At 60.6% G+C, this 26,883-nt stretch carries 27 protein-coding genes; 17 read left to right on the top strand and 10 right to left on the bottom strand.

The annotated features are described in order from the left end of the window. Window positions 1-4: 4 nt before the first annotated feature. From gatA to gatC, 3 genes are read right to left on the bottom strand one after another with little or no spacing between them, the layout of a single operon-like run. On the bottom strand, window positions 5-1,504 hold the full coding sequence (gene gatA / locus R3D51_13515) for an Asp-tRNA(Asn)/Glu-tRNA(Gln) amidotransferase subunit GatA (GenBank protein ID MEZ5900497.1): 1,500 nt from the start codon (window positions 1,502-1,504) through the stop codon (window positions 5-7). Between the two features lie 5 nt (window positions 1,505-1,509). Further along, window positions 1,510-1,914 (bottom strand): hypothetical protein, encoded by a 405-nt coding sequence (locus R3D51_13510; GenBank protein ID MEZ5900496.1) that lies wholly within the window; start codon window positions 1,912-1,914, stop codon window positions 1,510-1,512. A 3-nt stretch (window positions 1,915-1,917) separates the two neighbouring features. Beyond that, a complete protein-coding gene (gatC, locus tag R3D51_13505; protein MEZ5900495.1) occupies window positions 1,918-2,205 on the bottom strand; it encodes an Asp-tRNA(Asn)/Glu-tRNA(Gln) amidotransferase subunit GatC in 288 nt (95 codons plus the stop codon). Between the two features lie 253 nt (window positions 2,206-2,458). On the opposite strand from gatC, the gene ruvX reads away from it, so the two are divergent. Together ruvX and R3D51_13495 are read left to right on the top strand one after the other, a co-directional pair. Continuing rightward, window positions 2,459-2,962: a Holliday junction resolvase RuvX gene (gene ruvX / locus R3D51_13500; protein ID MEZ5900494.1), complete on the top strand. Its 504-nt coding sequence runs from the start codon at window positions 2,459-2,461 to the stop codon at window positions 2,960-2,962. 153 nt (window positions 2,963-3,115) lie between these two features. Continuing rightward, window positions 3,116-4,327 carry a hypothetical protein gene (locus tag R3D51_13495; protein ID MEZ5900493.1) on the top strand — a complete coding sequence of 404 codons (1,212 nt, stop codon included), beginning with the start codon at window positions 3,116-3,118 and terminating at the stop codon, window positions 4,325-4,327. Here R3D51_13495 and R3D51_13490 read toward each other — a convergent pair. Both R3D51_13490 and R3D51_13485 read right to left on the bottom strand, forming a co-directional pair. After that, the gene (locus tag R3D51_13490) at window positions 4,320-4,559 is read right to left on the bottom strand and encodes a hypothetical protein (protein ID MEZ5900492.1); all 240 of its coding nucleotides are present in this window, start codon (window positions 4,557-4,559) and stop codon (window positions 4,320-4,322) included. The two genes, R3D51_13495 and R3D51_13490, sit on opposite strands and share 8 nt — an antisense overlap. Before the next feature lie 20 nt (window positions 4,560-4,579). After that, window positions 4,580-5,245 carry a hypothetical protein gene (locus tag R3D51_13485; GenBank protein MEZ5900491.1) on the bottom strand — a complete coding sequence of 222 codons (666 nt, stop codon included), beginning with the start codon at window positions 5,243-5,245 and terminating at the stop codon, window positions 4,580-4,582. A gap of 136 nt (window positions 5,246-5,381) precedes the next feature. Here R3D51_13485 and R3D51_13480 point away from each other — a divergent pair, with 136 nt between their 5' ends. Continuing rightward, on the top strand, window positions 5,382-6,257 hold the full coding sequence (locus R3D51_13480; GenBank protein ID MEZ5900490.1) for a hypothetical protein: 876 nt from the start codon (window positions 5,382-5,384) through the stop codon (window positions 6,255-6,257). 3 nt (window positions 6,258-6,260) lie between these two features. Here the strand turns inward: R3D51_13480 and R3D51_13475 are convergent, their stop codons facing one another. Further along, a complete protein-coding gene (locus R3D51_13475) occupies window positions 6,261-7,922 on the bottom strand; it encodes an acyl-CoA dehydrogenase family protein (GenBank protein ID MEZ5900489.1) in 1,662 nt (553 codons plus the stop codon). A 162-nt stretch (window positions 7,923-8,084) separates the two neighbouring features. Here R3D51_13475 and R3D51_13470 point away from each other — a divergent pair, with 162 nt between their 5' ends. The 5 genes from R3D51_13470 to dprA all read left to right on the top strand — a co-directional run bounded on the left by R3D51_13470 (window position 8,085) and on the right by dprA (window position 13,746). Then, window positions 8,085-9,059, top strand: coding sequence for an aspartate carbamoyltransferase catalytic subunit (locus R3D51_13470; protein MEZ5900488.1), 975 nt, complete (start codon window positions 8,085-8,087; stop codon window positions 9,057-9,059). Next, a complete protein-coding gene (locus tag R3D51_13465) occupies window positions 9,056-10,399 on the top strand; it encodes a dihydroorotase (GenBank protein MEZ5900487.1) in 1,344 nt (447 codons plus the stop codon). The genes R3D51_13470 and R3D51_13465 overlap by 4 nt, the downstream gene beginning before the upstream one ends. A gap of 249 nt (window positions 10,400-10,648) precedes the next feature. Further along, window positions 10,649-11,461 (top strand): hypothetical protein, encoded by an 813-nt coding sequence (locus R3D51_13460; GenBank protein MEZ5900486.1) that lies wholly within the window; start codon window positions 10,649-10,651, stop codon window positions 11,459-11,461. 496 nt (window positions 11,462-11,957) lie between these two features. Then, on the top strand, window positions 11,958-12,590 hold the full coding sequence (gene plsY, locus R3D51_13455; protein MEZ5900485.1) for a glycerol-3-phosphate 1-O-acyltransferase PlsY: 633 nt from the start codon (window positions 11,958-11,960) through the stop codon (window positions 12,588-12,590). Next, window positions 12,577-13,746, top strand: coding sequence for a DNA-processing protein DprA (gene dprA, locus R3D51_13450; GenBank protein ID MEZ5900484.1), 1,170 nt, complete (start codon window positions 12,577-12,579; stop codon window positions 13,744-13,746). Before plsY ends, dprA begins: the two co-directional genes overlap by 14 nt. 19 nt (window positions 13,747-13,765) lie before the next feature. Here dprA and R3D51_13445 read toward each other — a convergent pair whose 3' ends face one another. Next, window positions 13,766-13,954 (bottom strand): hypothetical protein, encoded by a 189-nt coding sequence (locus R3D51_13445; GenBank protein MEZ5900483.1) that lies wholly within the window; start codon window positions 13,952-13,954, stop codon window positions 13,766-13,768. 243 nt (window positions 13,955-14,197) lie between these two features. Between R3D51_13445 and topA the strand changes: the two genes are divergently transcribed. From topA to rpmG, 5 genes are all read left to right on the top strand, one after another. After that, window positions 14,198-16,924 carry a type I DNA topoisomerase gene (topA, locus tag R3D51_13440; GenBank protein ID MEZ5900482.1) on the top strand — a complete coding sequence of 909 codons (2,727 nt, stop codon included), beginning with the start codon at window positions 14,198-14,200 and terminating at the stop codon, window positions 16,922-16,924. 27 nt (window positions 16,925-16,951) lie between these two features. Beyond that, window positions 16,952-19,237 (top strand): ribonuclease R, encoded by a 2,286-nt coding sequence (gene rnr / locus R3D51_13435; protein MEZ5900481.1) that lies wholly within the window; start codon window positions 16,952-16,954, stop codon window positions 19,235-19,237. A 79-nt stretch (window positions 19,238-19,316) separates the two neighbouring features. Then, on the top strand, window positions 19,317-19,775 hold the full coding sequence (locus R3D51_13430) for a DUF983 domain-containing protein (protein MEZ5900480.1): 459 nt from the start codon (window positions 19,317-19,319) through the stop codon (window positions 19,773-19,775). A gap of 19 nt (window positions 19,776-19,794) precedes the next feature. Continuing rightward, entirely contained in the window at window positions 19,795-20,514 is a 720-nt protein-coding gene (locus R3D51_13425) for an NUDIX hydrolase (protein ID MEZ5900479.1), read from the top strand. A gap of 93 nt (window positions 20,515-20,607) precedes the next feature. Then, window positions 20,608-20,775, top strand: coding sequence for a 50S ribosomal protein L33 (rpmG, locus tag R3D51_13420; GenBank protein MEZ5900478.1), 168 nt, complete (start codon window positions 20,608-20,610; stop codon window positions 20,773-20,775). Window positions 20,776-21,363: 588 nt separating this feature from the next. Here rpmG and R3D51_13415 read toward each other — a convergent pair. Together R3D51_13415 and R3D51_13410 are read right to left on the bottom strand one after the other, a co-directional pair. After that, window positions 21,364-22,734 carry a PleD family two-component system response regulator gene (locus R3D51_13415; protein ID MEZ5900477.1) on the bottom strand — a complete coding sequence of 457 codons (1,371 nt, stop codon included), beginning with the start codon at window positions 22,732-22,734 and terminating at the stop codon, window positions 21,364-21,366. A 32-nt stretch (window positions 22,735-22,766) separates the two neighbouring features. Beyond that, complete coding sequence (locus R3D51_13410; protein ID MEZ5900476.1) at window positions 22,767-23,201, bottom strand: response regulator; 435 nt, start codon at window positions 23,199-23,201, stop codon at window positions 22,767-22,769. A gap of 134 nt (window positions 23,202-23,335) precedes the next feature. On the opposite strand from R3D51_13410, the gene R3D51_13405 reads away from it, so the two are divergent. Beyond that, window positions 23,336-23,641: a DUF3572 domain-containing protein gene (locus tag R3D51_13405; protein ID MEZ5900475.1), complete on the top strand. Its 306-nt coding sequence runs from the start codon at window positions 23,336-23,338 to the stop codon at window positions 23,639-23,641. Next, window positions 23,638-24,576, top strand: coding sequence for an ROK family protein (locus R3D51_13400; GenBank protein MEZ5900474.1), 939 nt, complete (start codon window positions 23,638-23,640; stop codon window positions 24,574-24,576). The genes R3D51_13405 and R3D51_13400 overlap by 4 nt, the downstream gene beginning before the upstream one ends. 4 nt (window positions 24,577-24,580) lie before the next feature. Here the strand turns inward: R3D51_13400 and R3D51_13395 are convergent, their stop codons facing one another. Next, window positions 24,581-25,438 carry a cell envelope integrity EipB family protein gene (locus R3D51_13395; protein MEZ5900473.1) on the bottom strand — a complete coding sequence of 286 codons (858 nt, stop codon included), beginning with the start codon at window positions 25,436-25,438 and terminating at the stop codon, window positions 24,581-24,583. A gap of 183 nt (window positions 25,439-25,621) precedes the next feature. On the opposite strand from R3D51_13395, the gene R3D51_13390 reads away from it, so the two are divergent. Both R3D51_13390 and R3D51_13385 read left to right on the top strand, forming a co-directional pair. Then, entirely contained in the window at window positions 25,622-26,089 is a 468-nt protein-coding gene (locus R3D51_13390; GenBank protein ID MEZ5900472.1) for a RidA family protein, read from the top strand. Next, complete coding sequence (locus tag R3D51_13385; GenBank protein MEZ5900471.1) at window positions 26,089-26,838, top strand: glycerophosphodiester phosphodiesterase family protein; 750 nt, start codon at window positions 26,089-26,091, stop codon at window positions 26,836-26,838. The genes R3D51_13390 and R3D51_13385 overlap by 1 nt, the downstream gene beginning before the upstream one ends. The last annotated feature ends 45 nt before the right edge of the window (window positions 26,839-26,883 follow it).

Below are 26,883 nucleotides of genomic sequence, written 5' to 3'. Positions count from 1 at the left end.
TGCGTTATCCCTTGATCCACCACTTGTCGGGCACCGTGAAGCGTCCGGCCGCATCCTCGATCGCCTGCGCCGTGCGGAACAGAGTTTCCTCATCGAACGGCTTGCCAATGAGCTGAAGCCCAAGAGGGGTGCCCTGCGAGGACAATCCCGCTGGCACCGACATGCCTGGCAGGCCCGCCATGTTCACCGTCACCGTGAAGATGTCTTCAAGATACATCGCCAGCGGATCGCCAGACTTCTCTCCGGCCGCAAACGCAGGCGACGGCGTCGTCGGTGTGAAAACGACATCGACGGTCTTGAATGCCTCGTCGAAGTCGCGCTTGATCAAGGTGCGCACCTTCTGAGCCTTAAGGTAGTAGGCATCATAGTAGCCCGCCGAAAGCACGTAGGTGCCGATTAGGATACGACGGCGCACCTCCTTGCCGAAACCGGCGGCGCGGGTGTTCTCATAGGTATCGATCAGATCCTTGCCCGGCACGCGAAGCCCGTACCGCATGCCGTCGTAGCGTGCGAGGTTGGAGGAAGCCTCGGCTGGCGCAACGATGTAGTAGGCGGGCAACGCATACTTGGTGTGCGGCAAAGAGATGTCGTGAATTGTGGCGCCTGCCGCCTTGAGCCACGCGATGCCATCGTCCCAGAGCTTCTCGATCTCTTTCGACATGCCATCGACCCGGTACTCTTTCGGCACGCCTACCTTGAGACCCTTGAGACCTTTGCCCAGTGCCGCCTCATAGTCCGGCACCGGCGCATCGACGCTAGTGGTGTCTTTGGGATCATTGCTGGCCATTACCTTCAGCATCATGGCCGCATCGCGCACGGTCTTGGCGATGGGACCCGCCTGATCGAGCGAAGAGGCGAAGGCGACGATGCCCCAGCGCGAGCAGCGTCCATAAGTGGGCTTGATGCCAACAGTGCCTGTCAAAGCCGCCGGCTGTCGGATGGAGCCGCCCGTATCGGTCGCCGTCGCGGCAAGGCATAGGTCGGCAGCCACAGCTGCGGACGATCCGCCCGAAGACCCTCCGGGTACCAGTTTGTCGGCCGATATCTTGCCGTCTTTGCCCTTGCGCCGCCACGGCGAGACGACGTTGCCGAAGGCACTCGTCTCGTTTGATGAGCCCATGGCGAACTCGTCGTTGTTGAGCTTGCCGAGCATAACCGCGCCGGCATCCCACAAGTTCTGGCCTACGGTCGATTCATACGGTGGCTTGAAGTCATCGAGGATCTTGGAGCAGGCGGTGGTGCGGATCCCCTTGGTGCAGAAAAGATCCTTGTTACCCAGCGGCAATCCTTCGAGCGCGCCGGACTTGCCAGCGGCAATGCGCTTGTCGCTTTCCTTCGCCTGCGCACGCGCGTGATCAGCCGTCACAAGCACATAGGCGTTGAGCGCATCGTTTGAAGTCTCGATGGCTTTCAAGTGCGCTTCTGTGAGTTCCTGAGAAGTGAAGTCCTTTTTGGCAAGGCCGTCGCGCGCCTGCGCCAATGTCAGCTTGGTCAGATCAGTCACGGCCCTTACTTCCCCTTCTCAGCATCGCAGCGCACGAATATCGTGTCATTACCCATCACGGTGACCTTCAACGACCCGTCGTCCAGCCGTTCAAACAGATCACTCTCCGGCCCCTCTTCGGCGCCTTCCTGGCAATCCATGGCAGCCTTCCACTTCGCACCCTTTTCGACTTCGGTGATCGAGCGGAAGGTGCAAGAGCCCTCCCAGCCCTGGAAGCCATCTTTCGTCAGTGTTTCGGGAACGGTCTCGACATTCCGTTCCTTTCCTTGCGCCAAGGCCGCGACTTTCTTGCAGCCGTCAGCGGTAGCGTACGTTCCCGGCCCGATGAAGTTGCCTTTCACCTCAGCAAGTGCCACCCAGGTCAATGCGCAACTGGCGGCAACCAGGCTCGCGATCATCAATGGGCGCATGGCCTACTCCACGACTTTGGGCACGACGTAGAAATGATCTTCTGTCATCGGCGCATTGGCAGTCACATCGTCGGCTTTTTCGCCATCCGTCACTTTGTCGGTGCGCTTCTTCAATTTCTGCGCGACAACCCGCGTCATCGGCTCGACGTTGGCCGTATCGACCTCGTCAAGTTGCTCCACCCACTCCAAAATCTGCGTGAGTTCCTTTTCCAGCCCCTTGGCCTCCGCATCTGTGATCTTGATACGAGCAAGATGCGCGATGCGCCGGACGGTCTTTTCATCGACCTGCATGTTCTCAGTCCTTACGGGAATAAGCGGAAAATCCGCGTGGCTTGGTGCTCTCATACCGGGAGTTTGCGCCCCAGCGCAACCCGACAGCGGGCGTTTCGCCGTTTGCCGCAGGACTTCGTCATCGCGCCGGGCTAGAAGGGAATATGATAGACTGACATAAACCTTCGTCCTGCGGCTTGAAGTCCTCGTCCGGGCCCAGATTTAATCCGGAAAAGCAGCCCGATAGCTGCCAACAAAGCCAGACCGAAGCTTCATGACTGAAAGCGCCCCGCCCGCAACGGGCACCACAACCGAGGATATCGCGGCCTTTATCGCCGGCCTCACCCCCAACAGCCGTCTGATCGGTATCGACGCGGGCACAAAGACCCTGGGCCTCGCCCTCAGCGACGTTACCCGCACGATCGCCTCCCCGCTGGAGACAATCCAGCGCAAGAAATTCTCCCTCGACGCCGCCCGCCTGCTTGACCTGACGCGCGAGCACCAAGTCGGCGGTTATGTTGTGGGCCTGCCAGCCAATCTCGACGGTACCGAGGGCCCGCGCGCACAAGGCACCCGGGCGCTCTGCCGCAATATCAACAAACTCACGCCGACACCGATCCTGCTATGGGACGAGCGGCTTACGACGCAACTTGCAGAGCGCATGTTGATAGAGGCCGACCAAAGCCGAAAACGGCGGGCGGAAGTCATCGATAAGCTGGCGGCCACCTTGATCCTGCAAAGCGCCCTCGACCGGCTGCGCGATAGCGCGCGGATCTGACAGCTACCCGTACCGCACTCAACGCAACACAGCCTTGCGGGCAAGGAAACTTGCTACAACAGTTTCTTTGCGCGCGCGTCGCAGGACCGCCGCATTGCTTTAAGAGGTTAGAGAATGGGGCGCGCGTAATCTAGTTGCCAGGAACTTTGGAAAATGTCCGAAGATCTGCCGTTGTCGCCCGTTCAAATTCTCCCGGGCCGAAGTGCGGTTTCCTACCCAGCGGGTGAATTGAGCGAGCGCCAGATTCTCCGGTTCGCACCCTCCGTTCGTCGCGAAATCAGAAGGCTTATCCGCAGCTCCCCGCGTGCTGGCGATTTGTGCGATACCTTTCCCGGGCTGCTCTATGCGCTTGCTGCGCGTTCCGGTTCCGCGCAGTCGCGGCTGGGCGCACTCGCGGCTGTCGATGCCGGCGCACCTTTGAAAGTCGTCGCGCGCACTCTCGGTCTGCCGATGTGGCTGCGGCGCCTGCCGCCGGAAGCCTTCGGCGACATTTCTGGAGTGCTGCCGCAAAGTGCCGCGTTCACCCGCCAGATCGTGCACCGCCTGCCACGCTCAACCTCCGAAAGCCGCACTTGGCTTCGTTCGATTCTATTCGCCAGCGAAGCCTGCGGGGAAGATTTCGCCATCTGGCTTGCCGGTCAGCCGTTGTTCGCCGACGAACTCGATCCTCGCCGGGCGCTCGCCATCCTCTCCGCCTACGCTTGGCACTCTGGCCGGCCCGATACTGACGCCTTCAAATTGATCGTCGTGCCCTGGCGTCCCGAAATCGCGCTCGACACGGCACTCTGCGCCGCCAAAAGCTGGTTCAATCGCATCCGGCTTGTGCTGCAACTGCCGTCGGGCGCGCTGAAGGATAGCTGGCTTGAACCGCGCACCGTACTCGGCTTCAGCTTCGAGGCGCTGCTCGATGCAGACAGCCTGCTGAAGGAAGCAGCGGCCATGCACAATTGCGCCGACCAGTACGCCGAGCGCATCGTGCGCGATCGCTGCCGCCTGTTCTCGGTAAAGCGCAACGGCTCGCGGGTCGCGACATTGGAAATCGGCCAACACACACGCGAAGGCGGCGTGCTCGCTATCAATCAACTAAAGGCCCGCCACAACATGGCTGCATCCAGCGACGTTTGGCAGGCAGCGTACGGCTGGATGGCTTCGCAAACCGGCCTGCGACGCCTGCCGCCACTCGCCATGCCGGAAAGCACATGGGACCAGCACGCCTGGTGGTCTTTACTCGCGCCTTATCGCAACGCGCACGAAGGCGCACCCTGGTTCGATCCGACCGCCTCGCATCTGGTCTTCGCCGGTCTCGACGCCGACCTCACCGATCTTGCGCGCCGCGGCGGCGTTTCCAGCTGGCTGTTCACCTAACGGGCATCGCCTGCTTGAGCGATTCGGGCTTTTTGCGCCCGAAGTACCATGTCTTTGCCCGCTCTGTCGTTGCCACGTAAGCCGCGACGACGAGCAAGCCAATCAACATAAGGTGCCAGGGTATGCGCACGAACCCAAACATCTCATCCAGAAATGGAATGTAGGTGAGGATGAGGGAGAGCGCAAAAACGGCAATTGTAGTCATTAGGAGCGTGGAGCTGGGCGCGCTCATCCAAGCTGGCCTATGTGTCCTCAATACCAGAGCAGCACGGCAAGCTCGGTCATCACCGACACGACGAACCAGGTGCTCTGAAACAGCGCTTCATCGGCGTGAAATACCAATAACAGCACGCTAAACGTCACCAGATCAAAAAGCGTACTGATCAGTCCGAACACCAGCATGAACGATTGGATATGGCCAATGTCCCAACGCTGCGGAGTTCTGGTCATTTCTTTGCTCGCCAAACCCAGCACGCGAAAGCCTGCTTGCCCGCGTTTCTCATAGAAGGCCCGCGCCTTCTCTACGACAGCGTCGTCAAGCGGCCTGTTGCCGTCCTCGGTCGCAAACTGAGCGCAGCAAGCCAGAACATTGTCAAAGGCACCCTTGGTGATAATGGTGTGGCGTCTGCCATCTGCCTCCACAACGATCGTCAGTCGTTTGCGCAGGAAATCGTAGGGAATTTCGTCAATCTTTGCTGGGACTTCATCGGAGGATTTTTTTCTTTCGGCACTCGCAATGATGGCCGCGTCGAGCGGGTTCTCGATCCCCGTCTCCAACTTCGCATTGATAAAGGCCAAGTGAAACGTTCTTGCCGACTCGGCGCCGCTCGCGTCGAGCGCGCCACTCAACTCCACAACGCCCTTGGTCAGCGTTCCGGTCTTGTCGGTGCACAGCACATCTGTCGCGGCCGGTCGCACCCCGCTGAGTTCTACGTGGGCTATTCACCTCGCCGTGAATTGAAAGGCGAAGGGTTGCGCTCAGCGCATTATAGTGGTCCGTTGATGAAACGTGCGCGGACGAACCCTCAAGAGACAAGAAGCCAGCTAGCGGAACATGGTGAAAGAACAAAGGAAGCGGCGCACATCGCCCAGAATTGCATCTAAGCCCGAGCGAAACGCTCCCCCAACACCGGAAAGGGACGGCTCTGCGACCGTCTCGCTGCGCGACGCCATTGCATTGCGGTCCGAACAGCTTTGGGAAAGTGCCAAGATCTATGGCAGCGGTGCCCTTATCGGCGCGGCAGTCTTGGGCGCTGGATTATGGCTAAAGTCATCGGGATCCGACGAAGCAACCCGCTACCTTGCCTTCGCAGATTTTCTCAAATCGGCGAACGAAGACGGCACGGCGATCATTGAGGGGCGCATTGCCGAGGACAACCAGCCGCTGTCCAAAAACTTCGTCGCTTACCAATGGTACCGCCGCTACGTCAGTCAGGGCGAAGGCAATATCGAAAGCAAAACGCTTTGGGTTCCCGCGGAAAAGCCGGAAGCATCATCATTCGCGCTTGTGTCGGATGACGGCGAACGCATTGAAGTTGCAAACACTGATTACACGTTCTGGCCACGCGAACCACTTGCCGAAGCCCACGCGCCTCCACCTGTTCTTCCCATCTGGGATCACGATAGCGAACGTAGCCGCGATGGCTGGAGAGAACAGCGCGGGCTTGCGGTCGGCAAACCTATTGTGGTTATCGGCGACGCTCAGAGCAAAGGCGCAATCAAAGCAAGCTATGTACTTGCCGGTCCAAAATCCCGCATCATCGCACGACTGTCGGCCAGCGCCGCCGACAATCGGTCGCTAAGCTGGTTCCATTGGCTCTTGATCGGAGGTGGCGGCGTTCTCCTCGCATCAATGCTTGGCCTGTGGGCGTGGATGACGGCCGACGAGCTGCGTTTGGGTCTGCGCCTTCTTCGCACGCCCGCGAAATAGAATTTAGGGACTAGATCCAGCGCTCTCAATGATCGCACGCGGGTCGGCCAGGCGGGCGGTCCCGTAAGTGCCTGCGTGATCGCGCGACAGCCGTGCCCGCGAGAAGCCATCCGCGACCGCCGCCGATGCACCGCGCTCCAACAAGCTAGCCGCGCCATATAGCGCGAAACCCTCGCAAAGGGTGCGCGCATTAGCTTCGAGGTTTGCAGCATCGCCGAGCAGAGTGGCGAGTTTGTCTCGCAGCGCGATCAACTCCAGCCGCTTGGAGCGTGGGCGGGCTTCTTCGAGAAGGCATTGGGCAAGTTCCGGCTCGCGGCGCAACACCCTCACCACATCGAGCGCCATGATGTTGCCCGAGCCTTCCCAGATCGAGTTGACCGGCACTTCGCGATAGATCCGCGCCAACGGCCCCGTTTCCACATAACCGTTACCACCGAGACACTCCATCGCTTCCGCCACGAACGGCGGCGCACTCTTGCAGATCCAATATTTGACGATCGGAGTCATCAAACGCCGCCAAGCGTGCGAGAACTCTTCGCCCGGCGTATCGAAAGCCCGCGCCAGGCGGAACACGAGCGCCACCGCTGCCTCGACGTCGAGCGCCAAAGCAGCCAGAACGTGGGTCATCAAAGGTTGGTCGATCAGTTTCTTCTGGAATGCCGTGCGATGGCGCGCGTGGTGTATCGCATGTGAGAGGGCCTGCCGCATCAAGGCAGCCGACGACACCGCACAATCCAGCCGGGTCAGCGTCACCATGTCGATGATGACACGGGTCCCCTCGCCTTCATCCCCAATGGCCATCCCATAGGCACCAAGGAATTCCACCTCGCTCGACGCGTTGGAGCGGTTACCCAGTTTGGCCTTCAATCGTTGAAAGTGGATAGAGTTGACCGCGCCATCGGGCGTAAACCGCGGCATTAAAAAGCACGTCAAACCGCCTTGCGCCTGTGCCAACACCAAGAAAGCATCCGACATCGGCGCCGACATGAACCATTTGTGGCCCGTAATCCGGTAGGCCTGTCCCGACCCACGCCGACCTTCCGGCTCCGCGACGGTCGTGTTGGCGCGCACGTCACTGCCACCCTGCTTTTCCGTCATCCCCATGCCAAGCGTTACCGATGACTTCGCCGTCGCCGGTTGGAACGAGGGATCATACTCCGTCGCAGCGGCCTTGATGCCCCACAGCGCGGCAAGCTCGGGTTCGCGCGCCAGCACCGGCATCGCCGCATTTGTCATGGTCAGCGGACAGCAATGCCCCGCCTCCATCTGCGCGGCGAGATAGAGTTTGGCGGCGCGCATGACGTGCGGACTATCTGTTTCCTCATCCAGCCGATGCACCCCATGGGCAAAACTCGCGCCCATCAAGTTGTGGTAGGCGGGATGAAACAACACCCGGTCGCAACGGTTGCCCCGGGCATCGTGGGTTTCGAGAACAGGCGTTATGGCATTGGCTTGCCGCGCCCATTCCGCCGCCTCGGCGCCCCCGGCCACTGCTCCGAAGGCTGCCAGGGCTTCTAAAGCCGTCCCGGCCGGTGTTTCGTTTGCGGCTGACCCCAAGCCTCGTGAAACGGCCGACCGCAACGGGCCATCGGAGAGGAAAAGGTTGACGTCCTCCAAGGGCGGGGTCTGGTTAAACACCTCATGGGTGGCGAACCTTTGGGTCATAACTGCCCTCCCGGCGGCCGTTAAGCCGCTCTCGTGCTGCTTTCGTTCATGGCGTGCACGGCCCACTAAGAGCCACGCAGCAACGTAATCTATACCGCGTTGGGACGTGAGACGCCGTCCGGCTTGCGGGGCACCAAGACTCCCCGTATAGACACGACTTTAATGGCCAAGTCTGCGACCGCTTCCGAGCTTCAGCGTTTTCCGCGCCGCCACCTTCTCACGTGCGAGGGGTTGAGCGCAGCGGAGATAGATTTTCTATTAAAGCTTGCAGATGCCAACGCCGACGCCGTTCAACGCGGCGCGCGCAGACGGTCGGTACTTTCCGGCCGCACGCTTATCAACCTCTTCTTCGAGTCCTCAACGCGCACCCAGGCCTCCTTCGAAATGGCGGCGAAGCGGCTGGACGCCGACGTCATGAACATGAATGTCGCGACGTCCTCTGTCACCAAGGGCGAGACACTGATCGATACGGCAGTGACGCTCAACGCCATGCGCCCCGATCTGATCGTGGTTCGCCATCACGCGGCGGGCGCGGTCGAGCTGCTGTCGCAGAAGGTGGATTGCTCGGTGATCAATGCAGGCGACGGCGCACATCAGCATCCGACCCAAGCCCTGCTCGATGCCCTCACCATCCGCCGCGCCAAGGGACGCATCTCCGGCCTGACGGTTGCGATTTGCGGCGACATCCTGCATTCGCGGGTGGCCCGCTCCAACATCAATCTCCTCAACACGCTTGGCGCCAACGTTCGCATCATCGCGCCTTCCACGCTGCTTCCCTCGTCGCCCGAGCGCCTCGGCACCGAAGTTTACACCGACATGTGGAAGGGGTTGGAGGGCGCCGACGTCGTGATGATGTTGCGCCTGCAGCGCGAGCGCATGGAGGGTTCATATGTGCCCTCGACTCGCGAATTCTTCCACTTCTTCGGCCTTGACCACGAGAAGCTTTCGCACGCCAAGCCCGACGCCCTGATCATGCATCCCGGCCCCATGAACCGCGGTGTCGAAATTGCCTCCACGGTTGCCGACGACAGCCGCAGCGTTATTCGCGAGCAGGTCGAGATGGGTGTCGCCGTGCGCATGGCTGTGCTTGAGGCGCTTGCCGCCCACCTTCCCGAGCAGGATGGTGACGCCGCATGAACCCTCAATCAAAATCAACATCCAAGACGCCGGAAAAAAGCCTGCCCGCCGGCAAGTCGATTGTGTTCATCAATGCGCGTGTAGTCGATCCTTCGACAAATCGGGATGAGCCTGGCGGCGTCCTCGTCAAGGATGGGCTGATTGCCGATCTCGGACCGCACCTGCGCCGCAACGCGCCCACAGGTGTCGAGGTGATCGATTGCAAGGGCCACGTGCTGGCGCCCGGCCTCATCGACATGCAGGTGTTCACCGGCGAGCCCGGCTTCGAGCATCGCGAGACCTTGAAGACGGCAAGCCACGCGGCCGCAGCTGGCGGCGTCACCACCATGGTGGTGATGCCCGATACCAACCCGGTGATCGATCAGGTCGCGCTCGTGGACTTCATCCAGCGCCGCGCCCGTGACAACGCACTTGTGCATGTCCACACCATGGCCGCCATGACCAAAGGGCTCGCTGGCGAGGAGATGACCGAGATCGGCCTGCTGAAGCGGGCGGGCGCCATCGCTTTCTCGAATGGCAAATCGTCGATCGCCAACACGCGCGTGATGCGCAATGTCCTGAACTACGCCAAGGACTTCGGTGCACTTGTGGTCCATCACACCGAAGACCCTTACCTGACGGGCTCTGCGGCGATGAATTCGGGCGAGGTTGCTGCTCGGCTCGGCCTGCCCGGCGCTTCCAAGCTCGCCGAAACCATCGTTCTGGAACGCGACGTGCGGCTCGTCGAGATGACGGGCGGGCGCTATCACGCGGCGACGATCAGTTGCGAGGAAAGCCTTGAGGTGGTCCGCAGCGCCAAGGCGCGCAAGCTGCCGGTCACGTGCGGCGTCTCGATCAACCATTTGACCCTGAACGAGAACGACATCGGCTCATACCGCACGTTCTTGAAAGTCCGTCCGCCGCTGCGACGCGAGGAAGACCGTGTGGCGATGGTTCGCGCGGTAGGCTCGGGAGACATCGATGTGATCGTCTCAAGCCACGACCCGCAGGATGCTGACACCAAGCGCCGTCCCTTCTCGGAAGCAGCCGACGGCGCAGCGGGCCTTGAGACGCTGCTGGTCGCGGCGCTGCGTCTGGTGCATTCGGGCGACGTGCCGCTGAACGTCGTGCTGCGCGCCATGACGATCAATCCCGCGCGTCTGCTCGGTCTTCACTCCGGGCGCATCGTAAAAGGCGCGATTGCGGATCTGGTGTTATTCGACATGGGCGAGCCGTGGGTCGTCAACAAAGACCTGCTGCGCTCGCGCTCAAAGAACTCCCCCTTCGACGAAGCCAAAATGCAAGGCCGCGTCCTGCGCACCATCGTTGCGGGCGAAACCGTGTTCGAATACGGGCGGTAGGCTCGGATTGAGAAGGCTCCCCCTGACTGAATTGGGCGGCAAAAACCTCAAACGATGAGTGCTCTCCAGGCGTTCCCGCGATACAAGCTGTGGGCAGCAGTTGATGGATCTTGCTTTGCCATTAGCTTGGTCGAATAAGATCGCTGGCAGCGAGACGAAACTCGCTGCCAGCCGGGATTTGCGTTGACCGGAACGGGCACAGTCCACCGCATTCTTTCTTGATCTTCATATTTTTCGACGGAGCTGCTGATGGAGTTGCTGGCGCGCCTTGCGGACTGGAGCCCGCCGGCCTTCGCGGCTGTCTTGTTCATCGCCCAGATCGTCGCGCACTTGCTCGGCTATATCCTTGGCCGCCGCGAGCGCGAAGTCCGCGGCACGGGCGATGCGGAAGGCGTCGGACTGATCGTCGGCGGCATCCTGGGACTTCTAGCTTTCGTCTTGGCGCTCACCCTCTCATTTGCGAACACCCGCTTCGCCGAACGCCGTCAGGCGACGCTGGCTGAAGCCAATGCCATCGGGACGGCATGGCTGCGCGCCCAAGCCATTGACGATCCGCGCGGGCAGGAAATCGCCAAGCTCCTGGAAGACTATATTGCGGTCCGCAAGCAGTTTCTCCAAGCGCCGCGCGTATCGGCAGAACTCGAGGACATCAACGCGCGAACATCCGCCCTTCAAACTCAGATGTGGGGGCACGCTGCGGCTCTCTCTCGCCAACGCCCCGATCCGATCATCGCAGCGTTGATGAGTTCGCTCAACGACACGTTCGATCTGGCAACCGATGAGCGGTTCGCGCATGAAGCGCGGGTTCCCCCGCAAGTGTTTTGGCTGCTTATCGGACTGGCAATCATTTCGATCAGCGCGGTCGGCTATCAACTCGGTTTGAAGGGCCAGACCATCTACCTGCTGTCGGGTATTTTGACCGCGGTGTGGACTATCGTAATCGTCGTCATTCTGGACGTGAGTGCTCCGCGGCTTGGAAGCATTCGCACCGGCGTTACGGTCTATGATTGGACCTCCGCAGGTTTTAAAGGTGGCGTTCCAATTCCTCCGCCGCCACGTTGACACCGCGTCCTCAACGAGCGCGTGCCGCGCCGAAACCGATACCGGTGAAGCGATAGGCTCGGCAAAGGCTACGACGAAAAAACATCGTCCGCGATGAGCCAATTGGGCTCGCCGCGGACGCCTGGATAAAGCCAACGAGTGATGACGTACTAGAACGTCAAGCTGAGACCACTCCCAACTGGAGTCAATGGCATCCAATCCGCACAAATCGCCGTTCCTGTTTTTTCAGGCAGTGGGCGGCGGATTCGGTTGGAGTTTTTGCCTCCGCGACGATTAAAAAATCCTGGGGATATCGAGATCACTGCACGCGCAATGGAAGGCGCCCGTCAAAAAACGGTCGATTTGAGCGAGCCTTGGCAATGCGCAACACGCATCCAATTGCAGCGAACGCATCTGCGCTCTTGATAGACCATGCCAAACGGCATTGACCCGATGCGCCGGGCTGCCTAGACCTTCTCTTTAGTTTCAAGCCTTTCGCAGATCCAAGCGGCCCCACATGAGCCCCGAATCCTCTTTTACAGCCCTTGTCATAGGCGGACTTTGGCCCTGGCTCATCAAGGGCGGCGTATTGGGCTACCTGCTCGGATCCATTCCTTTCGGGCTGCTTCTCACGCGGGCGGCCGGCCTTGGCGATGTCCGAGCGATCGGCTCAGGAAACATCGGGGCGACCAACGTATTGCGGACAGGCTCCAAGAAGCTCGCCGCCGCCACTCTGCTTCTCGATGGCCTGAAGGGCACCGCAGCTGTTCTGCTTGCGCGCTATTTCTGGGGCGAAGCGCCCGCCGTCATCGCAGGACTCGGCGCATTTCTCGGGCACATCTACCCCGTATGGTTGCGGTTTAAAGGCGGCAAAGGCGTTGCCACCTATATCGGTGTGCTAGCTGGATTGTACTGGCCCGGCGCGCTGGTGTTTTGCGCAATCTGGCTGGCTGTGGCCTACACACTCAAATACTCCTCGCTGTCCGCCCTGGTCGCAAGCGTCGCTGCACCGATCATGTTGTGGTGGGTAGGAGAAACGGTGCTTGCTATCGTCGCCCTTCTCATGACCGCCCTGTTGCTTTGGAAGCACCGGGCCAACATTGCGCGGCTCATCGCCGGCACGGAGCCGAAAATTGGTGCCAAGACGTGAGCCTTCAGGCCTTTTTCGACCCGCGCCGCTGCCCGTCGCCACGCTAGATCCGGCCGAACGGCTTGCCTGCCTGCGCCTCATACGCTCCGAAAACGTTGGACCCGTCACATTCCGCGAGTTGATCAATACCTATGGCGGCGCGACCAAGGCGCTTGAGGTGCTGCCGGGACTTGCGCGGCGCGCCGGTCGCGGCAAAACCATCCGCGTGTGCTCCGAGCATCAAGCCAGCGCGGAACTCGAGGCCGCGCAGGCGTGCGGCGCGACACCGATATTCACCATCGAGCCGAACTATCCCGCGCGGCTTGCCATGCTCGATGCTCCCCCACCGCTGCTATACGTGAAGGGCCGGGCGCAACTTCTGAATGCGCCAAGCGTCGCCATCGTCGGCTCGCGGGAGAGTTCTGCAGCGGGCATCAAGCTCGCGCGGCATTTCGCAAACGGCTTGGGAGATGCGGGCTATTGCGTGGTGTCGGGACTTGCGCGTGGCATCGACGGAGCCGCCCACGACACGGCACTCGCCACCGGCACAGTCGCGGTGCTGGCGGGTGGATTGGATGTCATCTATCCGCCCGAGCACCGAGCGCTGCAGGATCGCATTGGCGTGGAGGGGTGCCTCGTCAGCGAACAGCGACCCGGCTTCACGCCACGCGGCCAGGACTTTCCCAAGCGCAATCGGATCATCTCAGGCATTTCGAGCGGCGTGATCATTATCGAAGCGGCCGCGCGCTCAGGCACACTGGTGACGGCCCGCTATGCGGCAGAACAGGGCCGCGAGGTCTTTGCCGTGCCCGGCCACCCGCTGGACCCGCGCGCGGAAGGCACCAACCGGCTCATCAAGAACGGAGCGACACTGGTGACCGAGGTCGCAGATGTCCTGTCGATCCTGGCGCCTCTGACGGGGCTGAGAGAAGCTCCTCCTGGCCCGGAGGCGTTCACCCAGCCTGCCATACCGCCGCCGCTGCCTCCGCCGGAGTTCGGCGATGGAGAACGCAATCGCGTGTGGCAGGCTCTCGGCCCTGCGCCGGTCGACGTCGGCGCCATCATCGAAGCGACGGGCCTTTCGGTCCGCGTGGTCCAGATCGCTCTGATGGAACTCGAGCTGGCAGGCAGGCTCACCCGTCCAGGACCTGGGCTTGTCGCCGCATCGCCCGACTGACCCGGCGGGCCCACGGCTGCTAGATCTGCCGCGCCTGCCTCAGTGCCTCGGCATGGGCTAGGTTAAGCAGGCCGGCCAGGGTTTCGCACTTTGAGGAGATGGCTATCGATTGCAGCTCCAAGAGCAGATCGGCAACATATTCAAGCCTGTCCACAGCCCGAAGCCGCTCGGCCTGAGGCGCATCCGGCACATTGGATGATGTTGGCATTGCAATATTGTCCCGGCCCTGTATCTCGTTGCCAGCGCTTCGCTGTCCACGGGTAAACCTTAATGCACTCTATCTTTGGTTGCAATAACGTTCTTCTCGCAACTCCCGGGCGCGACTTGTAGGCGGTTTGACAGTCTGGCGTGGATCACCCATCTTCCCGCGCCATGAATTTCGAGAGCGCGTCGGGATGCTCAACCATAGGTTCTAGATGCTGAGTGGCTCTCTTCCCCCAGAAAGCAAAATATGAACGTCCTGATCGTCGAATCCGCTGCGAAGGCCAAGACCATTAATAAGTATCTTGGCCCCACTTATAAGGTCATCGCTTCCTATGGCCACGTGCGCGACCTGCCTGCCAAGGATGGCTCGGTTGAGCCGGACAACGATTTTGCTATGCACTGGGACGTTGACGGCAAATCCCAAAAGATCGTCCGCGAGATCGCCGAAGCGGTCAAAAAGGCCGACAAGCTAATCCTCGCCACCGACCCTGATCGCGAGGGAGAAGCGATTTCCTGGCACATCCTGGAAATTCTTGCACAGAAGAAGGCTCTCAAGAAAGACCTCGACGTCGAGCGCGTCGCCTTCAACGCCATCACAAAGCAATCGATCCTCGCCGCGCTGAAGGAGCCGCGCAAGATCGATGCGCCGCTGGTGGACGCCTATCTGGCGCGCCGTGCGCTCGACTATCTCGTCGGATTTACACTATCGCCGGTGCTGTGGCGCAAACTTCCAGGCTCGCGCTCAGCAGGGCGCGTTCAGTCGGTGGCGTTGCGTCTGGTTTGCGACCGCGAGGCCGAGATCGAGGCGTTCCGCACCGACGAATATTGGACCATCGAGGCTCTGCTCAACACCGCCAAGAGCGAGGATGTGAAGGCCAGGCTGGTCACCATCGCGGGCACGACATTAAAGAAACTCGACATCAAGGACGAAGCAACCGCACTCGCCATCAAGGCCGCGATCGAGAACCAGTCCTTCCGCGTTGCCAGCGTGGAAAAGAAAGCCGCCAAACGCAATCCCTTTCCACCGTTCACGACCTCCACTCTACAGATGGACGCGTCGCGCAAGCTTGGCTTCTCCGCCAAGCAGACGATGCAGGTTGCCCAGCGCTTGTATGAGGGTGTCGATGTCGGCGGCGAGACGGTCGGCCTCATCACCTACATGCGAACCGACGGCGTACAAATCGTGCCGGAAGCCGTCTCGCAGATCCGTGACGTCATCGCCGCCGAGTACGGCAAGAACTACACGCCATTCGCGCGCGAGTACAAAACCAAGGCCAAGAACGCTCAGGAAGCGCACGAAGCGATCCGCCCGACAGATCCGCGCCGAAAGCCAGAGAGTGTGCGCAAGCATCTGGAGAAGGACCAGTATGCGCTCTACGATCTGATCTGGAAGCGCGCAATCGCGAGCCAGATGGCGCCCGCAGACCTTGAACAGACGGCAGCGGAGATCGACGTCAAAGGCCGCGACGGCAAGGACTATGGCTTGCGCGCCAACGGCTCTGTCGTGACATTCGATGGCTTTCTCAGGGTTTATGAGGAAGGCCGCGACGACCGCTTCCGCTTCATCGAGAAGGGCAAGGACGATACCGAGGGCGAGGAAGACAGCGCGCGCCGCCTGCCGCCGCTGGCCGCTGGCGATGCCCTGACAGACAAGCAGATCGACGCCGACCAGCATTTCACGCAGCCGCCACCGCGTTTTTCCGAGGCGACACTCGTCAAGCGCATGGAGGAGTTGGGGATCGGACGCCCATCGACCTACGCCTCGACCATGGCGACGCTTGTCGACCGCGGCTACGTCAAGATCGAGAAGAAGCGTCTTGTCCCCGAAGACAAAGGCCGCCTGGTGGTCGGCTTCCTGGAAAATTTCTTCAAGCGCTACGTCGAATACGATTTCACCGCGAGCCTTGAGGACAAACTCGACCTCATTTCCAACGGCGATCTCGATTGGAAGGTTGTCTTGCGCGATTTCTGGAAAGACTTCACTGGCGCCATCGAGGATATCAAGGATCTGCGCGTCGGCGACGTGATGGAAGCGCTCAACGACATGCTCGCGCCCCACATCTTCCCGCCGAGGGAGGACGGCAGCGATCCGCGCGTGTGTCCCAAGTGCGGGACGGGCCGCTTGAGCCTCAAGCCGTCGCGCTTTGGACCGTTTATCGGATGCGGCAACTACCCCGACTGCAATTACACCCGCCAACTCACACAACCCGACGGAGCAGAAGCGGCGCTCGACGGTAAGGTGCTGGGATATGACGATGACGGCGTGGCCGTCACGCTTCGCAATGGCCGTTTTGGGCCCTACGTGCAGTTGGGCGAAGCGGAAGGTTCCGAGAAGCCGAAGCGTTCGAGCCTGCCCAAGGGTGTGGATGCGGCGACCCTCGATTTTGAACGCGCGATGCAGCTGCTGTCGCTGCCGCGCGAGGTTGGCATTCACCCCGAGACAAGCACCCCCATCACCGCAGGGCTTGGCCGCTATGGGCCGTTCATTCTCCACGACGGCACCTATGTGAACCTGGAATCGATGGAGGACGTCTTCACCATCGGCCTCAACCGCGCTGTCACACTGCTGGCTGAAAAGCGCGCTGGCGGCGGCAAGAGTCGGTTCCAGCGCGCCGCTCCTGCGGTCCTCAAAGACCTCGGCGAACATCCCGTCGAGGGGGGCAAGATCCAGGTGTTGTCGGGGCGATATGGTCCCTACGTGACGCATAATAAGGTCAATGCCACCGTACCGAAGTCCAAAAAGCCAGAGGACTTGACGCAGGAAGAGGCGATTGAGCTCATCAACGAGCGCATCGCCAAGGGCGGCGGAAAAAAGCCCGGAAAGAAAGCCAAGGCTCCTGCCAAGAAGGCGGCTGCTAAAGACGCCGACGGAGCGGGCGACAAGCCGACAAAGGCCAAGGCTGCACCTGCGAAGAAGGCCGCGAAAAAAGCGCCAGCCAAGAAGTCCGCGCCCTCGAAGACGGCGAAGGCTTAAGGCTCAGGAAAAGAGCAAGGAGAAGCGGTGGCCCGCAAAACCAAAGATCCGCGCGCCCCCGCCAATGGCGGATTGCCGTCCCGCGAGCAGATCATAGAGTTCTTGAACTCTTTCCAGGGCAAAGCCGGGAAGCGCGAAATTGCCCGCGCCTTCGGCGTCCGGGCGGGAGCGCGCATTGCGCTCAAACGTATCCTCGCGGAGATGGCCGAAGAAGGCCTATTGGCAGGCAACAAGAAGGACCTGCGCGAGCCTGGTCGCTTGCCGGCCGTGACTCAGATCGAAGTGACGGGACGTGACCGCGACGGAGACCTCATCGGCAAGCCTGTTATCTGGGAAGACGAAGGGCCTCGCCCCGTTGTGCGGCTTCTCATCAGCACACGCGAGGGCGATGCGGAAATTGGCGCGGGCGACCGCGTGCTCGCTAAGCTCTCTAAATTGCCGCGTGATGCGGACGCAGACTACGAGGCAACGCCGATCAAAAAGCTGCCGCGCGAGAAGCGCCGGCTTCTCGGCATTTATCGCGAAGCCAAACGCGGCGGCGGCACCATCGAACCCATAGACCGCAAGGAACTCAAGAGCTGGTCGATCGCCCCGGGTGACGAAGGCGAGGCGAAGGACGGCGATCTGGTGCGTTTCGATCTGGCGCGCAAAGGCCGTTTCGCGACACCGCGTGCGCATGTCCTGGAAAGCCTCGGCAATCCGTCAGACCAACGCCAGATCTCTCTTATCGCGATCCATGCGCACGGCATTCCAGAGGACTTTCCCGAGAGTGTGTTGATCGAGGCCGAGCATCTCGATCCTCCCACCATGGATGTCCGCACGGATCTGCGCGAAGTTCCGCTGTTGACGATCGATCCCGTGGACGCCCGCGACCACGACGACGCCGTCTATGCAGAACCCGATGCAGACCCGAACAATGAAGGTGGCTGGGTCGTGATCGTGGCGATTGCCGACGTCGCGCACTACATCCGCCCCGATACCAAGCTCGATCGCGAGGCACAGCTGCGCGGCAACTCGGTCTACTTCCCCGACCGGGTCGTACCGATGCTGCCGGAAAAGATCTCCAACGATTTGTGCTCTCTGCGCGAAGGCGAGGAACGGCCGTGCCTTGCCGCCCGCATGGTGTTCAACAAGTGGGGCGAGAAGAGAAGCCACACATTCTTGCGCGCGATGATGAAATCGGCGGCCAAGCTCTCCTATCAGGAGGCGCAGGCCGCCATCGACGGCAACGTGTCGGAAAAGTGCGCGCCGCTGATGGAGCGCGCGTTAAGGCCACTGTGGGAAGCCTACGCCGCATTGGCAAAGGCGCGTGACAAGCGCGGCCCACTCGACCTCGATCTCCCCGAACGCAAAATCAAGCTCGATGAAAAAGGCCGCGTCGCGCAGATCATTACACCAGAGCGCCTCGACGCCCACCGGCTGATCGAGGAAATGATGATCCAGGCCAACGTGGCCGCCGCCGAGACCTTGGAAGAAAATAAGTCTCCCCTCGTCTACCGCGTGCATGACGCGCCTAGTCAGGAAAAGCTCAAGGGGCTGCGCGACTTCCTCGAAACGCTCGACATGAAGATCCCTCACGCTGGAGCCTTGAAGCCGGACGCCTTCAACAAGGTCCTGGCGCAAGCCAAGGATCTTCCGGTTCCAGATCTCGTCAACGAGGTGATTTTGCGTTCTCAGTCGCAAGCCGAGTACGCACCAAAGAACATCGGGCACTTCGGATTGAACCTAGCGCGATATGCGCACTTCACATCTCCGATCCGCCGTTATGCCGATCTGCTGGTGCATCGAGCGCTGGTACGCGCGTTAAAACTTGGCGAAGGCGGTCTGACAGATGAAGAGATCCCGCGACTTACCGCAATCTCGAAGCAGATTTCCGACACCGAGCGCCGTGCGATGGCGGCCGAACGGGAAACTATGGATCGGCTGATCGCGGCGCATCTTGCCGATCACGTCGGCGCAACCTTCGCAGCGCGCATTGCGGGCGTCACGCGATCGGGGCTGTTCGTAAAGTTGAAGGACACGGGAGCCGACGGCTACATTCCCATCTCGTCCTTGGGCAACGACTACTATCACCACGTTGAAGCCGCCCACGCGCTCATCGGTGCGCGCACGGGCGAGGGTTACCGTCTTGGCGACGTGGTCGAGGTGCGACTGCTTGAAGTCATCCCTTCGGCCGGTGCTATGCGATTTGAGATGCTGACGCCTGGAACACGTGGCCACCTTTCAAGTTTCAAGGCTGGAGGCGGTAAGCTTCCACGCGAGCCACGCGGCGGCCGCCCCAAGGGCGGAGGCTTTCGACGCCGGGGACGATAAGGATGACGCCGCACGGGAAATCCCGCTGCGGCTTCGCAACCGCTTGCAAAGCGACACCAGGAGGTCCAGTTTCTGACCCATGACAGAGACAAAACACATCGGCGGCGGCGGCATCAATCTTCCAGATCGCGACGTCTGGGTGGCGCTCAAACGCGGCTGGCGGCAGAAGTGCCCCGCGTGCGGCACCGGCGCGATGTATCGAAGCTATTTGAAGGTCAATGACACTTGCCCGTCGTGTGGCGAGGAGTTGTACCACCAGCGCGCCGACGACGCGCCGCCCTACTTCACCATGTTCATCACGGGCCACGTCATCGTTGGCGGAATTCTGGCCACTGAGCAGGCGTTCGCGCCGCCGACGTGGGTGCAGCTCGCCATATGGCTGCCCGCGCTCGTGCTGTTGAGCTTGTGGCTGCTGCCGCGCGTGAAGGGTGCGCTCATCGGCTATCAGTGGGCCAACCGTATGCACGGGTTTGGCGCACTCGAAGTTGAAGGCGCCGATATCCCTCCAGCAGAGCCCCGGCCAGCGGGTTCAAACTGATCTGCAGGTCGCAACGACCATGAGCGAACGTGAAACAACGCACGCTGCGGATCAGGCCGGTGTTGCGATCCGTGATGCCGCCTCCATCCTTCTCATCGATCGCGGTTCGTCCTCGCCTCGCCTTCTCATGGGCCGCCGCCGTGCTGACAATGTGTTCCTTCCCAACAAGTGGGTTTTCCCCGGAGGCCGACTGGAGAAGGACGACGGATCGATCGCGACCGCTTCCGACCTCGACCCGCACGATGAAGCCGCACTGCTGAGCGCGCTGCCCATGCCTGCAAGCTCTGCATTTGCCCGCGCATTGGCGCTTGCCGCGGTTCGCGAGCTTTTCGAGGAGACCGGACACGCCATGGCCGTTCCTCGCGCGGCATCATCCGAGAGCAGCGTCTGGCCGGCCTTCGACACGCTCGGCCTCGTTCCCACGCTTGCACCGCTGAGACTGATCGCGCGCGCCATTACCCCACCGGGTCGGCCTCGCCGCTACGACACCCGCTTCTTCATCGCCATGCGCGACAGCGTCATTGAAAACGCAGGCTCGGGCGATGGCGAATTTACCGATCTCGGTTGGTTTACCTTCGAAGATGCCAGGGCCCTCGACCTGCCCAACATTACCCGCCGTGTGCTTGCGGATCTGGAAAGCGTCCTGGCCCGACCGGGACTGCTAAGTCTCGGACCCGTCCCATATTATTACCAACAGGGCGACCGCTTCTGCCGCCAACTCATTAGTCGCGGGCCTTAAGCGGCCAGGAACTTGACAGGCAGTATTCCATGACTATGGTGCGCAACTTCCGAACATCCCATCCTTCGCTGGATTTTCTAAAGGCTCATCGCCATGGCTAAGCCCGTAGTGCAAAAGATTAAGCTGCTGTCGACCGCTGGCACGGGCTTCTTCTACGTCACCAAGAAGAACCCCCGCACCGCGACCGAAAAGCTGGTGTTTAAGAAATACGATCCCGTCGTGCGCAAGCACGTCGAGTTCAAGGAAACGAAGATCAAATAGAATCTTCGTCCAAACTCCTTAGATTTCGCGATTTGCGTTGAATTCGGGCTCTGGTCGAGAGAATGCGACCAGGGTCCGAAACTATCTCGGCAGCGGGGTAAATCGTTCCGAGTTCGCCTCGGGACCCTGGTCCTTCACCGAGTAAGTTCCAAAGAGGGCGTTGTCCCTCACCCGGCTAATCGATCAGCCCAACGCAACCCTATGAGGAGGCCACTCGTAAGGCCACTGCGGCTGATCAAACCCTCACTCCAATCAGGTCTATGCGGCGGACCCGAAAGGCGAGGGATCTTGCGGAACGGAGAACGCGTCTGGCCCCTTTTCCAAAATCAATAAAGTTTGACTATTCCCCGTTCAATTACGGCAATACGTTGCAGACTTAACGACACTTTGCAACAACAGCTTTGACTGTTGCTACTTCACAACGAATCAATGACATGTGCGGCTTTTTTAAGCCCTCTTCATACGACGTCGCAACCATTTGATAAAAAACATATTTCTTGCCGAGGCGGCGCAGAAATGACGTATGGATAGGATGAGCACGTCGAAAGCAGGCAGAATTCGCCGACGGTCGGAAGTGGGCGCAAACGCCTAAGCGGCGTCGGCCGCGACTCGATTACGGCCACGGCGCTTGGCGGCGTAGAGCGCGTTGTCCGCGCGTTTATAGATGGTTTCCGGGGTGTCATCGCCCCGTTCCAGGGTCGCAATGCCCACGCTTGCGGTTACACGGATTGTCTTGTCTGCGCCGATCGTAAAGTTTTCGGCAGCCGCGTAGGCGCGCACACGCTCGCCAACCTGATAAGCACGCGCAATGTCCGTGTCCGGCATAATGATGACGAATTCTTCGCCGCCGAGCCGGCAGGCGAGATCGATGCCACGGGTATTACGCTTCAGACGACCTGCGAACTCACGCAACACCATGTCTCCGGCATCGTGTCCGTAAGTATCGTTCACTTGCTTGAAATGATCGATGTCGGCGATGAGCATGGACAGGGCACGACCGGTGCGCAGCGAATCCGTCACCAGAGTCTTCAGGTGACTTTCCATGTAGCGGCGATTGTGCAGACCGGTCAGTCCGTCGGTGATCGATTGTTCCACAGTCTCTTCGAGACGATGACGCAGGAAGTCGGAATGGCGCTTCCGCTTGATCTGCGTCTTCACACGCGCCAGCAGTTCGTGGCGATCGATGGGGCGCATGAGGTAGTCGTTGACGCCCATATCGAGACCGCGCAGCAGACGCGCCTCATCGCCCGGCTCTACCAGAATGATGATCGGCAGATGTCGCGTGCGGTCGAGCGAACGCACCTGCGAGCACAGCCTCAGGCCATCGGCGTTCTGTAACGAGAGGCTAACGACGAGCAAATCGAAATTGTGCTCGGCGAGCTTGACCAGCGCGGCCTGCGGATCACGCTCGGCAAACGCATCGTTGGTTTTGGACAAGACCTCCAGGAGCCGTGCGGCCGAACGCGGATGATCGTCGACCACGAGCACACGGCCAGATCGCCCCGAGAGCGCCTTCGCGAGCGCGCCATCGTCCGGGATGCCCATCCGCTCGCCCGTGGAGGCGCGCATGATCATTTCGTCGTTGAGCATCTTGAGGCGCGCGAGATTCTTTACGCGTGTGATGAGCGCGATGTCGTCGACCGGCTTGGTGAGGAAGTCATCAGCGCCGCTTTCCAGGCCCTGGACCTTGTCGGAGGGTTGATCAAGCGCCGTCACCATGACGACCGGAATATGATGGGTCTTAGCGTTCCCCTTGATGCGCCGGCAGACTTCAAATCCGTCCATGCCTGGCATCATGACGTCGAGCAGGACCACGTCCACACGCTCGCGCGATAAGATGTCGAGCGCCTCCCGTCCGCTGAAGGCGGAAAGCACTTCGAAATATTCGGCCGCAAGCCGCGCTTCGAGCAGCTTCACATTGGCCAGGATGTCATCGACAACGAGTACGCGGGCAGTCATGTGTAACTACGATTTGTCCACCGGACGATTGATCAGAACTTGTTTCGACTGGTGAAGCGTTTGACTGTTTCGAGAAACGCCACCACCGAGATCGGTTTGGAGATGTAGGCTTCGCAGCCGCCGGAGCGAATACGCTCCTCGTCGCCCTTCATCGCGAAGGCGGTAACGGCTATGACAGGAATGTCGCGCAGATCGTCATCCTCCTTGATCCATTTGGTCACCTCGAGCCCCGAGACTTCGGGAAGCTGGATGTCCATCAGGATCAGATCCGGACGATGCGTACGGGCAAGGCCCAGAGCATCCAGTCCATTGCGGGTCTGGATCGTGCGGTAGCCATGGGCGGCAAGCAGATCGTGGAAGAGCTTCATGTTGAGCTCGTTGTCTTCCACGATGAGAACGGAACGTTGCGTTGTCCGCGGATCGGCCCCGCGGCGCTCAACGCTGTTTCCTGTCTGTTGGTAGGTCATGCATCCAGACCAAATTGCCCCGGCGGCACTTATGTGCACCGATTCTCACCTAATGATCTTTGCACTTTGCATGAGAAGCCGTAACCAACGGTTAAAGCAGTTGCGCATTTGGCACTTATTAAGGGATAAGGCAGATGAAACCGCGTAGAGAAGCCATGACACGCGACGAGGCGGAAAACGTTGCGTTGCAGGGGCTTACCTTTATCACTGCCGATCCGCACCGATTGGTGAGATTCCTATCTCTCACGGGTCTTACCCCCAACGACCTAAAAGGCTGGAGAGACGATCCCACGCTCGCGATTGCAGTGCTCGATTATTTGCTCTCGGACGAAAGCCTGTTGCTGGTTTTTGTCGCCGATAAGGGGCTGAAGCCTGAGATCGTCGCACCGGCCCACGCGCTGTTGAGCGGTGGAGATGGACGGGACTGGCACAGCACATGAGCGGCGATGGCAGCAACGACACTGGATACTGCATGCGCGCAGGCATCGACCTTGGCGGCACCAAGATCGAAGGCGTCCTGCTTGGGCCTGACGGCAGTGAACGTGCCCGGATGCGCCAACCGTCTCCACGTGGCGACTATCGCCTGACCATCGAAACGATCGCACAGATGCTCGATGCGCTGCGTCAGCAAGGTGGCGCTAGTGGACCTGTCCCGCTCGGACTGGCCATTCCCGGGGCACTGTCTCGGCGTACCGGGCTCGTGCACAACGCCAACTCGACTTGGCTCAACGGGCATCCGCTCGACCAAGACCTGCTCGCGCGGCTCGATCAGCCTGTCGCCATTGCCAACGACGCCAATTGCTTTGCACTTTCGGAAGCAACCGATGGCGCCGGTCAGGCCTGCCGCAGCGTCTTCGGCGTCATTCTCGGAACCGGATGCGGCGGCGCGCTGGTCCACAATGGCGTGCTGATCGACGGCCCCCTCGGAATCGCTGGCGAATGGGGGCACAATCCGTTGCCCTGGGCGGAGCCGGATGAATACCCCGGGCCTCAGTGCTGGTGCGGTCGCAAGGGCTGCATGGAAACTTGGGTCTCCGGCCCAGCGCTTTCCGCGGATCACGCCAGCAGCACAGGCGCGTCGATAACGGCCCAAGAGATCGCAAGCGCGGCGGCTGCCGGCGATGCCCAAGCTCAGGCTACTCTTGACCGGCATGTCTTCAGGCTGGCGCGCGGCTTGGCGCACATCGTCAACATTTTCGATCCTGACGTCATCGTGCTCGGCGGCGGTCTGTCAAATCTTTCGCATTTCTATGCGAAGCTGCCTGGGCTCATGTTCCCGTACATTTTCGCAGACGCCCCTTCCGTCGACGTGCGCTCGCCCAAGTGGGGAGATGCCTCCGGTGTGCGTGGCGCAGCCTGGCTGACCCGCGCTTGACTTATCAGCGCGCGCACTTGGAGACGGGCAGGAAATCGAGCTGAGCCAACTCACCCTTGATGGCGAATTCGCCATAGTCGATCTTGAGATCGTTGGTGACGCCGTTTTCGAAATAGCTGAACGACAATTCGTAAACCGGCGGCGTGTCCTCTTTTTCCTTGCCGGAGTCGAAATAGCTGATCGACATCGGCCAAGCTGGAACGCCCGCCAGATCGGCAGCCGCCTTGTGCGAGACGGCACTAGGGATGCTGACGTGTTCGACCTTCTTGCCGATGACTGCGGTCGTCGTGTAATAGCGCTCGCCTTTCTCCGAACCATCGTAGATGTCAGCCGTCACCAGCGTCTTGCCGGCGCGGGCGGCTTCGATAAGGAAGGCGGCATGCTGCATGGGAAAGAAGACGTTGCCAGGGAAAGACACGCGCTTTTTGGCAGGCCGTGTGAGATCGACGCGGGTCTCCTCGTCCTTGCCGTTCTTCGTGCGCGATGCATCGCCCTGGCTTGCGTCCACGATGGAGTCGTTCTGATATTGGGTCGATGAAAAGCGCAGCTTCTTGCCGTCCGCCTCCTCCCAGCTCGACGTACGTAGATCGTTGGTCGTCTCCGTGCCCTCCTGATTGGAAGAGCGCGTAACGAAACGCATGTTCTGCGTATAGCCTTCACATTGGGAACCGGTCAGCTCATATACCATGCGGCCCGTCATCTCTGAAATGCCCGAACCCGAAGTCGAACGGATCAGCGAGATCTCGTAGATGGCCCGATGAGGCACGAACGTAACCCCCGCCGCCGCCGGCGTTACCGCGCTGACAAAAGCCAGCACGAAGCCGATTGAGGCGCAAGCCATCTGGCGCAAGTGGTCAACCAAATCACGATCTCCCGAAACACACAGTTTGACTGCCATATTGGTCTGACCTTAAGGCGCAATGGGGGCATTGCAAGCACCCGTGACAGGCCATAAAGGTAAAGTCAGGAACGCTGCTTAATCGCATTCCCGGCCGAACACCAGTGCCCCGAAGCACCCGTTATGCGGAAGCGAGAGAAAGGCGCCATGTCCGACAGCTGCGAAGACCGCCTGCGGGCCCTGGGGTTGGAACTGCCCAGCGCCCCCACGCCCCTTGCCAATTACGTACCCGCGCTGTTGTCGGGTGATCTGCTGTTCGTTTCAGGACAGATCTCCCGCAAGACCGACGGCACCCTCATTGCGGGCACGCTTGGCGCAGACTTAACCACATCAGAAGGCCAGAGCGCTGCCCGTGAGTGTGCGCTCGCCATCCTTGCTCAAGCCAAAACAGCCCTTGGCAGTCTGGAGAAGATCGAGCGCGTGGTTAAGCTCACCGGCTTCGTCGCTAGCACTCCGGATTTTCGCGAACAGCCGCAGGTCATCAACGGGGCATCGGATCTCTTCGTTGCCGTACTCGGTGACAACGGCCGCCATACGCGCGCAGCCGTCGGCGCGGCGAGCTTACCTGCAGGCGCTGCGGTCGAAATCGAAGCGATCCTCAAGGTGCGCAGCTGATGCTGGACCGAGACGCCTTTTTTCGGCCGATCGCACATCGCGGATTGCACAACGCCAAAAAGGGTATCGTCGAGAACACGTTACCTGCGTTTGAGGCCGCTATTGCCAAGGGCTATGGCATAGAATGCGACCTGCGCCCTGCCGCGGGCGGGCTTCCGATTGTCTTTCACGATGAAACGTTGGACCGGCTCGTGCGGGGCAAGGGAGCGGTTTCAAAACTCGAAGCGCGCGATCTCAAAACACTGTCCTACAAGGGCTGCGATACCCACATCCTCACCTATTCGGATCTTCTCGATCTGGTCGGCGGAAAAGTACCGCTGCTGGTAGAAATCAAGAGCGAGTGGGACCCGCCGGATCGATCGTTCATGTCGCGCGTCGCAAAGCTTTCGCAAAGCTACAAAGGCCCGCTTGCGCTGATGTCTTTCGATCCCGACGTGATGACGTTGGTGCGCGAGTTGGCTCCGAAGATGCCGCGCGGGATCGTATCGGGCAGCTATGCGGGGCACGGCTGGTGGCAGAAGAAGCTTTCAAAGAGCCGCGCAAACGATTTGCGTGACCTGCTGCTTTCGGCGCCTGCCGATCCACAATTCTACGCCTATCAGATCGGGGCGCTTCCCACCCCCGTGACGCGCTTCGTGCGCGAGGTGTGCGGCCTTGCGCTTTTCACCTGGACGGTGCGCACGGCCAAGGATCGCAGCAAGGCCGCTCGCTGGGCCGATGCGCCGATCTTTGAAGGATTTGAGCCTTAAGCACTTCACGGGCCGCGCCGGCAGATAGCTGTTATTCAGCGGATG

Source organism: Hyphomicrobiaceae bacterium (assembly GCA_041397645.1).
Classification (GTDB): Bacteria; Pseudomonadota; Alphaproteobacteria; order Rhizobiales; family Hyphomicrobiaceae; genus Hyphomicrobium_B.
Note: the sequence above shows the minus strand (reverse complement) of the source record. Positions and strands in the feature narration are given on the sequence as shown.

Excerpts from the sequence above, each read along its gene's own strand:
- topA (MEZ5900482.1), top strand. The coding sequence starts at position 14,198 with ATGAACGTCCTGATCGTCGAATCCGCTGCGAAGGCCAAGACCATTAAT.
- ruvX (MEZ5900494.1), top strand. The coding sequence starts at position 2,459 with ATGACTGAAAGCGCCCCGCCCGCAACGGGCACCACAACCGAGGATATC.
- R3D51_13510 (MEZ5900496.1), bottom strand. The coding sequence starts at position 1,914 with ATGCGCCCATTGATGATCGCGAGCCTGGTTGCCGCCAGTTGCGCATTG.
- R3D51_13470 (MEZ5900488.1), top strand. The coding sequence starts at position 8,085 with ATGGCCAAGTCTGCGACCGCTTCCGAGCTTCAGCGTTTTCCGCGCCGC.
- R3D51_13385 (MEZ5900471.1), top strand. The coding sequence starts at position 26,089 with ATGCTGGACCGAGACGCCTTTTTTCGGCCGATCGCACATCGCGGATTG.
- R3D51_13430 (MEZ5900480.1), top strand. The coding sequence starts at position 19,317 with ATGACAGAGACAAAACACATCGGCGGCGGCGGCATCAATCTTCCAGAT.
- R3D51_13490 (MEZ5900492.1), bottom strand. The coding sequence starts at position 4,559 with ATGAGCGCGCCCAGCTCCACGCTCCTAATGACTACAATTGCCGTTTTT.
- R3D51_13475 (MEZ5900489.1), bottom strand. The coding sequence starts at position 7,922 with ATGACCCAAAGGTTCGCCACCCATGAGGTGTTTAACCAGACCCCGCCC.
- R3D51_13410 (MEZ5900476.1), bottom strand. The coding sequence starts at position 23,201 with ATGACCTACCAACAGACAGGAAACAGCGTTGAGCGCCGCGGGGCCGAT.
- R3D51_13415 (MEZ5900477.1), bottom strand. The coding sequence starts at position 22,734 with ATGACTGCCCGCGTACTCGTTGTCGATGACATCCTGGCCAATGTGAAG.
- R3D51_13390 (MEZ5900472.1), top strand. The coding sequence starts at position 25,622 with ATGTCCGACAGCTGCGAAGACCGCCTGCGGGCCCTGGGGTTGGAACTG.
- R3D51_13480 (MEZ5900490.1), top strand. The coding sequence starts at position 5,382 with ATGGTGAAAGAACAAAGGAAGCGGCGCACATCGCCCAGAATTGCATCT.
- R3D51_13465 (MEZ5900487.1), top strand. The coding sequence starts at position 9,056 with ATGAACCCTCAATCAAAATCAACATCCAAGACGCCGGAAAAAAGCCTG.
- R3D51_13425 (MEZ5900479.1), top strand. The coding sequence starts at position 19,795 with ATGAGCGAACGTGAAACAACGCACGCTGCGGATCAGGCCGGTGTTGCG.
- gatC (MEZ5900495.1), bottom strand. The coding sequence starts at position 2,205 with ATGCAGGTCGATGAAAAGACCGTCCGGCGCATCGCGCATCTTGCTCGT.
- R3D51_13400 (MEZ5900474.1), top strand. The coding sequence starts at position 23,638 with ATGAGCGGCGATGGCAGCAACGACACTGGATACTGCATGCGCGCAGGC.
- rpmG (MEZ5900478.1), top strand. The coding sequence starts at position 20,608 with ATGGCTAAGCCCGTAGTGCAAAAGATTAAGCTGCTGTCGACCGCTGGC.
- R3D51_13445 (MEZ5900483.1), bottom strand. The coding sequence starts at position 13,954 with ATGCCAACATCATCCAATGTGCCGGATGCGCCTCAGGCCGAGCGGCTT.
- plsY (MEZ5900485.1), top strand. The coding sequence starts at position 11,958 with ATGAGCCCCGAATCCTCTTTTACAGCCCTTGTCATAGGCGGACTTTGG.
- R3D51_13460 (MEZ5900486.1), top strand. The coding sequence starts at position 10,649 with ATGGAGTTGCTGGCGCGCCTTGCGGACTGGAGCCCGCCGGCCTTCGCG.
- R3D51_13405 (MEZ5900475.1), top strand. The coding sequence starts at position 23,336 with ATGAAACCGCGTAGAGAAGCCATGACACGCGACGAGGCGGAAAACGTT.
- R3D51_13495 (MEZ5900493.1), top strand. The coding sequence starts at position 3,116 with ATGTCCGAAGATCTGCCGTTGTCGCCCGTTCAAATTCTCCCGGGCCGA.